Below are 13265 nucleotides of genomic sequence, written 5' to 3' on the forward strand. Positions count from 1 at the left end.
AATGTAATTTGTGGTATCATGTTGTTGATGCCTTAGTTTTTTTTGTTGTAGTAGAAGAAAGGGGAACTACCTATGCCATCGACCAATGCGAAGTCGCTCAGTGAAACATCGCGTACAAAGTTAAAAGATGCAATTAATCAATTGGAAACGTTTCTTAACCAGTATTCGCTGAACCAATTAGTCGGCGAAGAGACTGGAGACGAAGCACAAACGTTCTACAAAGGCCTCTTGTCTGATTTGAGACATCTGTTGGTCTTCTCTGAAGTCTCGGTTGAGAAACTTGGAGTACTGCTCAGACGGCCAAATTTCGATAACGATTTTGCTGAACGCGCCTTGTACGATGTTTATCATCAGTGCGTGAATGCCTTCTTCTATCCGAAGAATGAATGTTATTCGGAAGACGGCCGTTATGCCTACACCGGACAAGACGCCATCCGTTTCCGCTTCAAGCCTGTCCGCGAAGCGCGTAACATCGTTCTCAGCGTTTCGAAAATTTACGAAGAGCTCCGCGACGAGCTGGCGTATTATGAGAATGACTACATGACCCAGCGCCGTATGCAGGGGCAAAAATAGGACGGAATGAATCACTTTCGATCAGGGAAACTTGATATCGGAGGTGATTTTTTTATGCCGAAAGGTGTAACCTGCAGCGTGTCCAATTGCGCCTTCTGGAAAGAGGGCAACAATTGCAATGCTGATGCCATTTCCATCGATATTGATCAGCATGCAGACTTCAACGAAGAATTCGCAGCTGATGATCTTGGGCTTTATCATCAGGATCAAGCTACAGAATCATCCGCTACCTGCTGCCACACTTTTAAACCGAAGGAGTGACGGGGAATGGATCAACGAGGCGTAAAAATCACGGATCGTCACAAGAACGATTATCCGCAATACGAAGTGTCTGCACCCAATGCAATGCCTGATCTGAACGGCGGTAAAGTGGAAGAGTGGGCTAATGAGAATAACGTGGGTAACGTCCACGAAGAGATGGCAGCGGATTTCGCTGTAAGCAGTCCAGTCTCCTATGTACCGAGAGAACAGAAAATCGAAGAAGCGGCAGATGCTGTGGAGTCCGGGGGAACAGCCCTTGGCTGGGTAGCGCTTGTATTTGCGGCAGCATCCTGGTTCTTGTGGCCGGTGGTGCTGGGCATCACTTCAGCCGTACTGGGCTTTATTGCTTTCCGTCAGGGAACAAGGGCGCTTGGCGGCTGGGCGATGGCAATTGGTCTTATCGCCGTATTGCTTTCATTAGTTATTGTTCCGTTTTATTATGCGGTCACATGAAGAATTGGCCTTGGCAGCAACTGCTGCCGAGGCTTTTTTTGTTTTCCAAATCGTACATAACGGAAAAGTATTAATAGACTTGTCAATAACTTTGGATTGCCGCTCTGCCCGATTTTACCTATAATTTATAGATGTATGGGAGGGAACAACCGATGATTATTGATATTCAGCAGGCTAGCTGGGAACGTGGGGGCAAGCAGGTCCTTCACAATATTAATTGGAAGGTTCAGCCAAACGAGCATTGGTGCTTGCTGGGCTTGAACGGATCCGGGAAAACAACACTTCTCAACATGATTAACGGCTATATTTGGCCAACCAGCGGACAGCTTTCGGTACTTGGCAAAAAATTCGGGGAATACGATTTACGCGAGCTGCGGAAAAGCATCGGCTGGGTAAGTACCTCGCTTCAGCAAAAGCTGTACGGCAGCGAGAATGCCATTAACATTGTGCTAAGCGGAAAGTTCGCTACGATTGGTCTTTACGATCATACAAATGAAGCCGATCGAGATCAGGCGTTGGCTCAGCTAACGAGTCTGGGCTGTGCTTATTTGGCTGAACGTACTTATGATACGATGTCGCAAGGCGAGCGGCAGCGCGTTTTGATCGCAAGAGCATTAATGGCAAAGCCAAAGCTGCTTATCCTGGACGAGCCATGTACGGGACTTGACGTTTTCGCGCGAGAGCAGCTGTTGTCCATGATTCATAAAGTGGCGAAAGACGGCCCTACTATTATATACGTCACGCATCATGTGGAGGAAATATTGCCTTGTTTCAGTCATACGCTGTTGATTAAGCAAGGTGAAGTTTTTGCTGCGGGAGCTACCAACGATGTTTTAACCTCTGAACGAATGAGCCGTTTCTTTGATGTGCCGGTTGAGATTGAACGCCGTGACGGCCGGAACTGGCTGTTCGTCAAACAATCGGAGTCGCTATGGAACTCGAATTAGTTCAATCGCATTTGCAGCCGGAACCGGAGCCGCGAGGAAAGAGATTTCTTCGTTGGCTTCGTGCCCGAATGGGCAACCGGCTCGAATACGATGGTCCGCTCTGGCGTTCCGGAGCGGCGGGACTCCTGTTATTCGGATCCGCAGCAATCATAACCATCGCATTAGGCATGCCGACCGGTTTTGGGACGGCTATCGACGTTGGGGCGTTTGTGCTTGCGAATGCAGTGGCTTTGCTGATCGCTTCACAGCTTATTGCGATTATCTTATCGTTGCTGTATGTGCCGGTACCGCGTTTATTCTCCGGTTTTCTGATTTATGTCGGCTTCGAGTGCTATTATATTTTGTATTATTCGGATTTTGAAATTTTCAATTCGGTTCTATGCGCTGTTATCTATACATTAATAGGTGCTGTTGCCGGCATATTGATCGGCTGGTTTAGCCTAAGCCGCATACGGTTGATATCCGGCATTGTGATTGCCGCCATGGCGGTATCCGCTGTATTTATATGGATTAAAGAGCCTTATGGCGGCGGGCATGCGGCAGCCGTATTCGCAGGAGCAGAGGAGATAGGAGCTTCCCAAGTAGCTGCTATCGATGCCAAAGACCCTAGCGAGCCTGGGAGCTACAGCTATCGTTTTTTCACGTATGGCAGCGGAACGGACAAGCAGCGCAAGGAGTATGGAAAAGGCGCTGAGCTGATCTCCGCAACAGTGGATGCATCCGATTACATCAAAAACTGGTATTGGATGAAGGAAAGGTTCTGGGGCTTCGACGAAGAGAAGCTGCCGCTGAATGGCCGGGTATGGATGCCCGACGGGGATGGCCCGTTTCCTCTCGTCCTGATGGTCCATGGCAATCATCTGATGGAAGAGTTCTCGGATGCCGGTTATGACTATTTGGGCAAGCTTCTTGCTAGCCGTGGATACATCGCCATTTCGGTAGACGAGAATTTCTTGAATTATTCGACTTGGTCGGGTATTCCGGATAATGATTTTAAAGTCAGAGCTTGGATGCTGCTTAAGCATATTCAGCAGATTCAAACGTTTAGCGAGATGCCGGATAGTGCTTTCTATAATAAGGTGGATTTCTCCGATATTGCACTCATCGGGCATTCACGCGGCGGTCAAGCTGTAGCAATGGCAGCCGACCGGAATACCTGGTTTGCCGGCGACCGGACGCTCGACAGTTTCGATGAGAAACAGGTGCGTATTCAAACGGTAATTGCTCTCGCTCCAACGGATAAAGCAATCGATAACAAGTCAGCTAACCTTGCCAATGTGAATTATCTTGTCCTGCAAGGGGCGCGAGACGGAGATGTAAATGACTTTTACGGAGACCGGCAATATATTCGGACTAGCTTTTCCCCGGGTTCCGGTTACATGAAAGCTTCCGTTTATTTGTCCGAGGCGAATCACAGCCGGTTTAATACCGAGTGGGGAACAATGGACGAACGTCCGCCAGGCGGTCTTTTCCTGAGTCAACGGGGAATGATGGAGCCTTTAGAGCAGCAACGGGCTGCTCAAGTCTATGTCTCTGCATTCCTTGAAACAACGCTGCACCATCAGGAGGAATATATCCCGCTGCTGCAGGATTACCGTGCCGGCCTCGATTGGCTGCCTGATTCCACGGCTTACGTATCCAGATATGAGGATTCGAGCTTTGATATGATTGCAAGGTACGACGAGGACCGGAACAAAACAACGCTTCCGGAAGGCGGGAAGCTGGAAGAAGAGAATCTGAAATCCTGGGATGAGCTGGACGTTAAGGATCGGGATCACAATAACAAAGGAACGGTGGGTGCGCAGGTCGAATGGCAGGAGGACAGCTCTTATACCTTATCTTTAGCTGAGCCATTCTCGCTTGCAAGCGCGGCCAACGCGAATCGAATGTTCACTTTCTCTCTCGCCAATCTGGCGTCGCAACTTGATCCCGACCACCAGGAATCCGCTCCGCAGATTCAAATTGAGTTAATGTCAACGGCCGGTGATACCATTATTCTACCGCTGAATGCGTATATGCCGGTTCAACAGCCGTTCGTTACGACGTACACCATTATTCCTTGGCTTGAGAAGACAATTAAAAGCGGGAAGTACAAGCATGACACGGAGTCGGTATTCCAGACGTTCCGGGTACCGCTCGATGACTTTGCCGAGGCGGTTGACAACAAGGACTTATCCATCAGTCAGATTACTTTCCGTTTTATTGGCGGTCCGGGCAAAATCATGCTTGATGATATTGGATTATCCAATTGAATTCACCAAAAGAAGAGCCCCCTCACCGGGAGCTCTTTTTTAAAACCTTACATTTATTCTTCCTTAAACGTAAACCGTCTTGCTGCATACAAGAACGGAGTAGAACAAAGGGATACGATAAATTTAATGACGTAGGTCGAGAGGAAGACCGAAACCCATACGCTTCCTTCCAATGTGCCGGCGAATGCGATGGTGCAGAATATAAGGGTATCCACAAGTTGGCTGATAACGGTACTGCCGTTATTACGGATCCACAGTTGTCCTGGGGCAGGGAATACCCTCTTAAGAATGGAATAGATCCTCACGTCAAGAAACTGGCTGACGAAATACGCGCATAAGCTTCCTAACGCAATTTGCGGCATCAGCCCGAATATCATGTGCAGGGCATCATTGGTGTCATGGGCAAGCTCGGAGCTGTCCGGGTTGAAGACAAGCGCCATCTGCATAATGATCGTTGATGCAATCAGCGTAAAGAAGCCGAACCACACCGCTTTTTTGGCAGCACGCTCTCCGTACTTCTCGTTAAGCAGATCGGATGCGAGATAAATGGTGCCATACATCGTATTGCCAAGCGTAATCACGATATCAAAGGGCATTTCGACGGTTTTGACAACCTGTACATTCGCCAGTACGGTTGCCATGCCAATCCAGGCGTAAATACCCACACGGCCAAATAACCGGTAAGAGATCAGAAATAAGGTAAAATGGACGAGCATAAATAGCGCGCCAAACCACAAATTAAACATATTGCCTCCCTGTAAGTTTCAATATGAAGTAGAGCGATGCATGGAACTTGCAGCAGGGCATCGCAAGGTGTATGATAGATTTTCTGCCTTTGACATTATAATCGCTTGTTATCGGTGTATCAATACTCCTGCCAAAACACGGAGAAACCGTTTCACCTTGACAGGCAGATTTTGTTACAATGGTAAACGAACTTTTAACAGTATTTCGCGTAATTACGCTTGAAGGAGAGGATAAATCATGCAGGACGAACAGCGAATCGAGGAGCAGAAGCGAGTGGACCGTGTGATGCGGCTGATTCGCGAGCAGCTGGGCAAGCTACTGCAAAACTCAAGCGGTATGCGGGAAGATATCGTGGACATCCGGAAAAATTTCTGGGACGATGTCACGCTGAATTTCGAGGATGCGTCGGAAGCGGCGGAGTCCGCCGCGAGCCTGAAGCAGCAGGCTGAGGTGCTTGCGGAGCGGGAGCACAGCCACAGGCATGCATCGCAGCAGGTAAAGCTATTGCGGAAGCTGGAGCAGACCCCATACTTCGGGCGTGTTGATTTTATAGAAAATGGCAGCTCCGAGGAAGAGCAGATCTATCTTGGAGTTGGCTCCATGCTGGATGAAAGCGGATCAAATTATTTAATTTACGACTGGCGTGCGCCAGTCTCGAGTCTCTACTATGATTATTCGCCGGGTCCGGCCCAATATATTACTCCTACAGGATCGATAGAAGGCCAGATGACGCTGAAGCGCCAATATGTCATTCGCCGCGGGCAAATCGACGGTATGTTCGATACCGGTGTCACTATCGGCGACGAGCTGCTGCAAGAGGTGCTTGGCAAGCATTCGGACGCCCAGATGAAGAGCATTGTAGCTACGATTCAGCGGGAACAAAACCAGATTATCCGCAATGAACGGGCAAGGCTTCTGATTGTTCAAGGTGCAGCCGGAAGCGGTAAAACTTCTGCGGCGCTGCAGCGTGTTGCCTATCTGCTATACCGTTACAGAGGATCGCTGCAAGCCGATCAAATTGTCCTGTTCTCGCCGAACCCGATGTTTAATAGCTATATCGCGACGGTTCTTCCGGAGCTTGGCGAACAGAATATGCAGCAAACAACTTACCAGCAATATCTCGAGCATCGTATTGGGCAATCGTTTGCGCTGGAAGACCCGTTTGCTCAGATGGAGTATACGCTTGGAAGCATGGAGGATCCGGATTATGAGACGCGCATCGCCTCCATTCGACATAAATCGGGCGCATCCTTCATGAAAGTGATCGAGCGTTATGTAGATTCACTGGGAGAATCGGGATTATTGTTTAAAGCAATCAAGTTCCGGGGACGCAAGCTGATTGCGGCAGAAGTTATCGAAGAGCATTTTTACAGCTTGGACAAAAGCTTCACGATTCCGAACCGGTTCAAGATGACAGCCGATTGGCTGCTTAAGGAGCTTACGCGGCTAAGCAAGGAAGAACGGAAGAAACAGTGGGTAGAAGACGAGATGGAGCTGCTGGATAAAGAAGCCTATATCCACGCGTTTAATGAATTAAACCGCAAGGAACGTTATACTTCGGACTCCTTTGATGATTTTGACCGCGAAAAAGATGTGCTGGCTACCATGATCGTTCAGGAAAGGTTCAAACGTTTGCGGAGCCGCGTGAAGAAACTAAGATTTGTCGACACGCAGACCTTATACTTGCGATTATATGAAAGCGAGCAGGCTCCTTGGCTTGTCGAAGAAAGTCGGGCTGAATGGGAGGCATTCCGCAGGCTCACCGTGGAACAGCTTAAGCGTGGTATACTTACTTATGAAGACGCAACACCTTACTTATATATGAAGGATTTAATTGAAGGCTTCCAGACCAATACATCGGTAAGGCATCTGTTTATCGATGAAGCGCAGGATTATTCGCCATTCCAGTTCTATTATTTGAAGAGAGTTTTTCCAATGGCGAAGATGACGGCGCTCGGCGACCTGAACCAATCGATATTCGCGCATGCCGCTTTGGGGAATGGATTCGATCCGTTGGGAGAGCTGTACAGCAAGGAAGAGACCGAGACAATAGTACTGACTCGCAGTTATCGTTCGACAAAACAGATTGTCGAATTTACGAGCCGGATGATCGAGGGTGGAAGTCGAATCGTGCCGTTTAATCGTAACGGAGACGAGCCGACGGTAACGGCTGCTCCGGATGAATCGGTGCTGCATGGGATGATCATGGAGCGAATCCGACACCTGCAAGAGGAAGGCGCAAATTCCATTGCGGTCATTTGCAAGACTGCGGAGGAAAGCCGGACAGCTTTTGAGGCATTGAAGCAGAACTGTCCCGGAATGCGGCTGATTGAGAAAGAGACGGTAACCTTCGAGAACGGCACCGTCGTCATTCCGTCATATTTGGCTAAAGGCGTAGAGTTTGATGCCGTAATTCTGTACAACGCTTCAAGCAACGTTTATGGCAGGGAGAGCGAGCGCAAGCTGTTCTATACCGCATGCACTCGCGCGATGCATGAGCTGCATCTGTACTATCTCTCGGAACCGACGCCATTCCTGACGCAAGCCATGTCCAAAAAATAAGTCAGCGATTACCGACCGTTACGTACTTCCGGCCAGATATCGCTGACAGCAACCTGCAGTTCTCCTGCAATTAGCTCAGCCGTTAACCGGTTGGGCTTTTGTATATGTCCATTTCGAAGCTTGGAGATGGTCTGCAAGGAAATATTCGTCGCCGCAGCCATCTGGTTGGCGCTTATATCCCTCTTGGCCATCCACATCTTAAGCCGTTTGGAAGAGTCATAGACTTGCTTAATCGCTGTTAACGGCTCCTCTTGCGCATTTTCGCTCTTATTTCCGAAGATGATCAGCGCATATCTGGCTTCGTCCTGATCGGAGATCGTCAAAGCCCGGAATTCCACATGCACGGCAATCTCATCTTGTTTGGCGGAATTGAGGGTCGTCTCCTGCGTAAAATGCAGGCTGCTGTCACATGGCAAATAATTGGCTATAAGCAGCTCGATCGACATTCCCTTCAGCTGCTCCTGTTTATATCCGGAAAGCCTGCAGAAGGCTTCATTTGTTTCATGGATCGTTGTTGCAACCTTTGATACTCGGACAAGTATCATAGGTTGATCAAGTATTTGGAAAATGTGATAGAATGCTGTCAAAATTGGTCCTCCTTAATTCCAAGCGCGCCAATGCACAAAATCGAGTATAAGCTTTACGCTTGTACTATACAATAGCTTTACTGTATTTAACAAAATCGTCAAGCATAAATGCAGTTTGGTTTAATAAATTAAACTTGCTGGCATGAAATGGTTCAATCATGCGGAAGCCGTCATTTCTATGACAAAATGATAGAGTGTTCAGCTAACAGCGAGTTTTGTAGAATCTATGTTCTCGGGTAATATAAGAAAACGCAGGTTTGAAACTTAGGGGGAAACAGACAACATGAAAACATGCGGGATCGATAATTGCTCCAAACCGGTCAAGGCAAGAGACCTGTGCTCCATGCACCATCAACGCCTGATGAGACATGGCGATCCTAATACCGTTATGCCTCGCAGGACAAAGAAACTGGTCACTTGCAGTTGGATCAATTGTTTAAGTCAAGCCGTATCGAAAGGACTGTGTGTTAAACATTATTACATCAATCGAGTTTTGAAGAAAAATGATCAAATTGATGTAAGGTAACATCACATCCATTTTCTGAAAATGGGGTGTTTATTTTCATGAAAATATGTATAATGGAGGTAACTCCCTATTTACCAGAGAATGAATCCTTTAACGCTACGGTACCATTGTAACCAAATGGAGGCGATTGTCGGAAATGATTCAAACGGCACCATACGGCCTTCTGCTGAGCGATTTGTATCTGTTCAACAAAGGCTGCTCTCACCACAGTTACCGGTTCATGGGTGCTCATGTCATGGACTGGGACGGTAAAGATGGCGTCAGGTTTGCAGTGTGGGCTCCGCACGCCAGGGAGGTTCGGCTTGTTGGCCAGCATAACAACTGGGATGGTTCCGGTTCGTTAATGGAGCGCGTTTCTTCGACAGGGGTCTGGGTTCTCTTTGTACCGGGACTTGGCGAAGGGGCTGTTTACAAGTACGAGATTTTGACCTCAACAGGTCAGCGGCTGCTCAAGGCAGATCCTTACGCTTTCCTCGCCGAAAGGCGTCCTCAAACCGCCTCCGTAGTGTCTGATCTATACGGATTCCCATGGCGGGATAAGAAATGGATGGATTCCAGGCAAAAGCAGCCCGCTTACTCCAATCCACTAATGCTTTACGAAGTGCATGCCGGCTCCTGGCAGTTGAAAGGGGAGGAGAACTTTCTCACCTACGAAGAACTTGCCGAGCAGCTTGTTCCTTACGTAGCCAAGATGGGATATACTCACATCGAGCTGATGCCGATCAATGAACATCCATTCGACCAGTCTTGGGGTTATCAGATTACCGGTTACTATGCGCCGTCCAGCCGTTACGGCAAGCCTAAGCAGCTGATGAAATTTATCGATCGCTGCCACGCGTACGGCATTGGCGTTATTCTGGACTGGGTTCCCGGACATTTCTGTAAGGATGAACATGGATTGCGCGGCTTTGACGGTACTCCGATCTTTGAAGGAAATGACGAGCGGCTTGCCGAAAAGCCTTTATGGGGAACACTGGCCTTCGATTTCAAGCGAAACGAAGTGATCAGCTTCCTGATCTCCAATGCCATCTACTGGATGGAAATGTTCCACTTCGACGGTCTTCGGATTGACGCCGTCGCCAGCATGATCAATCTCCACATGGATAAACCGCCCGAGCTCTTCACCTGGAACGAGTATGGCGGCACTGACAATCTAGACGCTCTCCGCTTCATGAAACGGCTTAACGAAACCGTATTTCACTACTACCCAGACGCACTAATGATCGCAGAAGATTCTTCCGCTTGGCCTGCAGTCACCTCACCTACATACTTAGGCGGGCTGGGATTTAACTTTAAATGGAATATGGGCTGGATGAACGACGTGCTCAAATACATGTCGATGGATCCTGCCGACCGCACACACCACCACCACTTACTTACTTTCTCACTTTTGTACGCTTTCTCGGAAAATTATGTTTTACCGTTCTCGCATGACGAGGTTGTACACGGCAAACGTTCTTTGTTGAACAAAATGCCGGGCTCCTACGAGGAGAAATTCGCTCAATTACGTTTGTTATACGGCTATTGGATCGCTCATCCGGGCAAGAAGCTGCTGTTTATGGGCAGCGAATGGGGACAGTTCGACGAATGGAAGGACCGCGAACCGCTTGATTGGATGCTGCTCGATTTCGATCTTCACGGCAAGATGCACGACTATGTCAAAACTTTGAACCATGTTTATACCCATGAGCCGTCTCTATGGGAAAGAGATCAAGACGCTAATGCATTTCAATGGATTGATGTGAATAATGCTGAACAATCGATCATATCTTTCATTCGTTATGGCAAGCAGGGCTTCACTGTTACGGTTGCCAACTTCTCCAGAAACGGTTATACCCATTATCGATTAGGCGTGCCGCAGCCGGGCTGTTATCGCATGATCCTAAACAGCAATGAGGTACAGTTCGGAGGTTCCGATTCACAGTGTTTACAGAAGCATGACAGCGAGAAAGTGAGCTGGCACGGCTATAACCAAAGCATTTCCATCAATCTCCCCCCTCTATCCTTCCAATTATTCAGCTTTGCGGGCGGAGACCACATTAAGAAGGGGTTGGTGTCATGGGTCGAAAAAAGGAAATGATTGCAATGCTGCTTGCGGGAGGAGAAGGCAAGCGATTGGGGGTTCTCACCAAGGATTTGGCGAAGCCGGCTGTCTATTTTGGGGGAAAGTACCGCATTATTGACTTTACTTTAAGTAATTGCACGCATTCTGGCATCGACACGGTTGGCGTTCTTACGCAATACCAGCCGCTCGAATTGAATCGGTATTTGGGCATCGGAAGCCCATGGGGGCTGGACCGCAGGGATGGCGGCATGGCCATTCTGCCTCCATTCGTCAAACAAAAAGGCGGGGTATGGTATAAAGGCACGGCAAATGCAATCTATCAAAATATGGCGTTTATTGAAGGTTATGACCCAACCTATGTTCTGGTCATCTCGGGTGACCATATTTATAAAATGGATTACGATCTGATGCTGCAGCATCACAAGAAAAGCGGGGCGGATATTACGATTGCCGGCATTGAAGTGCCGTGGAAGGAAGCAAGCCGCTTTGGCGTCATGCACGTGGATGACGAAGACCGGATTACGGCATTTGAAGAAAAGCCTAAAAATCCAACCAGCAATATCGCATCGATGGGCGTATATATTTTCACCTGGTCGGTACTGAAAAAGTATTTGATTTACGATGAAGCCAGCCGCAATTCCAGCCATGACTTCGGCAAGGATGTAATCCCGTGCATGCTGAGAGACGGATTGCATTTGAGCACGTATGCTTTCCGCGGTTATTGGAAGGATGTCGGCACGATCGAAAGCTTATGGGAAGCCAATATGGATTTGCTCGACGATAAGCCTTCGCTTGATCTGGCCGATAAAGATTGGAGAATTTTCTCCGTCAGCCCTAACCGTCCGGCCCAATACGTGGCCTGCGGGGCGAGCGTATCCTCCTCTATGGTGACGGAAGGCTGCATTGTGGAAGGCGATGTCGAGCGGTCAGTTTTGTTCTTTGGCGTTACGACGGGTAAAAACAGTATCGTTAGCGAATCGGTCATTATGCCGAATGTGAAAATTGGCAAAGGAGCCCGCATCTATCGGGCGATAATTGGTGAAGGTGCTGTAATTGAAGACGGCGTATGCATCGGCAGTCCCGACGATGATGCAATTACCGTTGTTGCTGTAGGCGAGTTTGTATCCAATGAACCGATGCTGCTGGAGGTGGAGCCGTCATGAAACATCAAGTTATGGGCGTTATCAATCTGATTCACGAGAACGATGATATGGAGCGGCTGACGCAAAACCGCTGCCTTGCTACCGTGCCGTTTGGCGCAAGATACCGGCTTATCGATTTCATTCTGTCAAGCATGGTGAACTCCGGAATCAATAAAGTAGCCGTATTCGCACATACGAAATACCGTTCCCTCATGGATCACGTCGGTTCCGGCGACCATTGGGACTTAAATAACCGCCAGAGCGGCTTGTTCCTGCTTCCTCCGGCAACGGACGATATTCAGGAAGTCAGCCGCGGGGACTTATATCATTTCTACCAGCACCGCGATTACTTCAACCGCTCTACGCTGGAATATGTCGTGATCGCCCGCAGTCATATGGTTTGCAATATCGATTTCGAACCGATTATCGAAGCGCATAAGGAACGCCAAGCGGATATTACGGTCGTATGCAAGCGGGATGCCGATCTGATGGGCGGCAAGGCCCGCAAGATGAAGATGGATCCGGATGGCCGTATCACGGCCATGCAGGATCATTACGGAAGAATGAACAGCGATATTTCTTCCATGGAAATGTACGTGATGCGCAAGGATCTCCTGATGGAGCTTGTCGAGACATCCCTTGCCCAAGGTCAGGACCATCTGGTCCGCCACGCGATTTTCTCAAGAATCGATAAGCTTCGCGTCTACGGTTATCTGCACGAGGGTTATCTGGCTGTCGTGAATACTCTGTCGAGCTTTTACCAGAGCAACATGAGCCTGCTTCACCCCGAAATATGGCGCGAGTTGTTCTTCCAGCCGGGCATGGTCTTCACGAAAGGCAAGGATGAACCGCCAGCCCGCTATTTGGGAACCTCCAAAGTGACCGATTCCCTTATCGCTAACGGCTGCCGTATTGAAGGAACGGTCGAGAACAGCATTCTGTTCCGCGGTGTTCATGTCCGTAAAGGTGCCGTTGTCCGCAACAGCATTATTATGCAAAACGGCGACATCGGCGAGAACAGTCTAGTCCAGCACTGTATTCTTGATAAGGATGTACGCGTACAGTATGACCGCGATATCCGCGGTTCTTCCGAAAATCCATTTTTGGCAGGCAAGCGTAAGATTATATAAATAGCAATTAAATTATGGAT

The 13265-nt window shown here is 48.6% G+C and carries 11 protein-coding genes; 9 read left to right on the forward strand and 2 right to left on the reverse strand.

The features are described 5' to 3' along the window. Positions 1-72: 72 nt before the first annotated feature. The 5 genes from WFJ73_RS03530 (at position 73) to WFJ73_RS03550 (ending at position 4486) form a co-directional block, all read left to right on the forward strand. Positions 73-573 carry a YpuI family protein gene (locus WFJ73_RS03530; RefSeq protein ID WP_336771729.1) on the forward strand — a complete coding sequence of 167 codons (501 nt, stop codon included), beginning with the start codon at positions 73-75 and terminating at the stop codon, positions 571-573. Between the two features lie 54 nt (positions 574-627). Next, positions 628-834, forward strand: coding sequence for a DUF1540 domain-containing protein (locus WFJ73_RS03535; protein WP_127496377.1), 207 nt, complete (start codon positions 628-630; stop codon positions 832-834). 6 nt (positions 835-840) lie between these two features. After that, positions 841-1287 carry a DUF4190 domain-containing protein gene (locus tag WFJ73_RS03540; RefSeq protein WP_336771730.1) on the forward strand — a complete coding sequence of 149 codons (447 nt, stop codon included), beginning with the start codon at positions 841-843 and terminating at the stop codon, positions 1285-1287. 152 nt (positions 1288-1439) lie between these two features. Beyond that, positions 1440-2234 (forward strand): ABC transporter ATP-binding protein, encoded by a 795-nt coding sequence (locus WFJ73_RS03545; protein WP_336771731.1) that lies wholly within the window; start codon positions 1440-1442, stop codon positions 2232-2234. After that, positions 2219-4486, forward strand: a complete 2268-nt coding sequence (locus WFJ73_RS03550) for a poly(ethylene terephthalate) hydrolase family protein (protein WP_336771732.1) — start codon at positions 2219-2221, stop codon at positions 4484-4486. Before WFJ73_RS03545 ends, WFJ73_RS03550 begins: the two co-directional genes overlap by 16 nt. Before the next feature lie 53 nt (positions 4487-4539). Here the strand turns inward: WFJ73_RS03550 and WFJ73_RS03555 are convergent, their stop codons facing one another. Then, entirely contained in the window at positions 4540-5232 is a 693-nt protein-coding gene (locus WFJ73_RS03555; RefSeq protein ID WP_336771733.1) for a queuosine precursor transporter, read from the reverse strand. A gap of 238 nt (positions 5233-5470) precedes the next feature. Here WFJ73_RS03555 and helD point away from each other — a divergent pair, with 238 nt between their 5' ends. Beyond that, positions 5471-7795, forward strand: coding sequence for an RNA polymerase recycling motor HelD (gene helD, locus WFJ73_RS03560; RefSeq protein ID WP_336771734.1), 2325 nt, complete (start codon positions 5471-5473; stop codon positions 7793-7795). Positions 7796-7803: 8 nt separating this feature from the next. Here helD and WFJ73_RS03565 read toward each other — a convergent pair whose 3' ends face one another. Continuing rightward, entirely contained in the window at positions 7804-8382 is a 579-nt protein-coding gene (locus tag WFJ73_RS03565; protein ID WP_336771735.1) for a helix-turn-helix domain-containing protein, read from the reverse strand. A 662-nt stretch (positions 8383-9044) separates the two neighbouring features. Between WFJ73_RS03565 and glgB the strand changes: the two genes are divergently transcribed. Genes glgB through glgD form a run of 3 tightly spaced genes read left to right on the forward strand, consistent with a single transcriptional unit; the run spans position 9045 to position 13245 of the window. Next, positions 9045-10988 carry a 1,4-alpha-glucan branching protein GlgB gene (glgB, locus tag WFJ73_RS03570; RefSeq protein WP_336771736.1) on the forward strand — a complete coding sequence of 648 codons (1944 nt, stop codon included), beginning with the start codon at positions 9045-9047 and terminating at the stop codon, positions 10986-10988. After that, positions 10967-12136, forward strand: coding sequence for a glucose-1-phosphate adenylyltransferase (locus WFJ73_RS03575; RefSeq protein ID WP_336771737.1), 1170 nt, complete (start codon positions 10967-10969; stop codon positions 12134-12136). Before glgB ends, WFJ73_RS03575 begins: the two co-directional genes overlap by 22 nt. Beyond that, entirely contained in the window at positions 12133-13245 is a 1113-nt protein-coding gene (glgD, locus tag WFJ73_RS03580; RefSeq protein ID WP_336771738.1) for a glucose-1-phosphate adenylyltransferase subunit GlgD, read from the forward strand. Before WFJ73_RS03575 ends, glgD begins: the two co-directional genes overlap by 4 nt. Positions 13246-13265: the final 20 nt, after the last annotated feature.

The organism is Paenibacillus sp. MMO-58, from assembly GCF_037146255.1.
Lineage (GTDB): Bacteria > Bacillota > Bacilli > Paenibacillales > Paenibacillaceae > Pristimantibacillus.

Bases quoted from the DNA above. Each gene is read 5' to 3' on its own strand.
- WFJ73_RS03530 (WP_336771729.1), top strand. From the start codon at position 73: ATGCCATCGACCAATGCGAAGTCGCTCAGTGAAACATCGCGTACAAAG.
- WFJ73_RS03535 (WP_127496377.1), top strand. From the start codon at position 628: ATGCCGAAAGGTGTAACCTGCAGCGTGTCCAATTGCGCCTTCTGGAAA.
- WFJ73_RS03540 (WP_336771730.1), top strand. From the start codon at position 841: ATGGATCAACGAGGCGTAAAAATCACGGATCGTCACAAGAACGATTAT.
- WFJ73_RS03545 (WP_336771731.1), top strand. From the start codon at position 1,440: ATGATTATTGATATTCAGCAGGCTAGCTGGGAACGTGGGGGCAAGCAG.
- WFJ73_RS03550 (WP_336771732.1), top strand. From the start codon at position 2,219: ATGGAACTCGAATTAGTTCAATCGCATTTGCAGCCGGAACCGGAGCCG.
- WFJ73_RS03555 (WP_336771733.1), bottom strand. From the start codon at position 5,232: ATGTTTAATTTGTGGTTTGGCGCGCTATTTATGCTCGTCCATTTTACC.
- helD (WP_336771734.1), top strand. From the start codon at position 5,471: ATGCAGGACGAACAGCGAATCGAGGAGCAGAAGCGAGTGGACCGTGTG.
- glgB (WP_336771736.1), top strand. From the start codon at position 9,045: ATGATTCAAACGGCACCATACGGCCTTCTGCTGAGCGATTTGTATCTG.
- WFJ73_RS03575 (WP_336771737.1), top strand. From the start codon at position 10,967: ATGGGTCGAAAAAAGGAAATGATTGCAATGCTGCTTGCGGGAGGAGAA.
- glgD (WP_336771738.1), top strand. From the start codon at position 12,133: ATGAAACATCAAGTTATGGGCGTTATCAATCTGATTCACGAGAACGAT.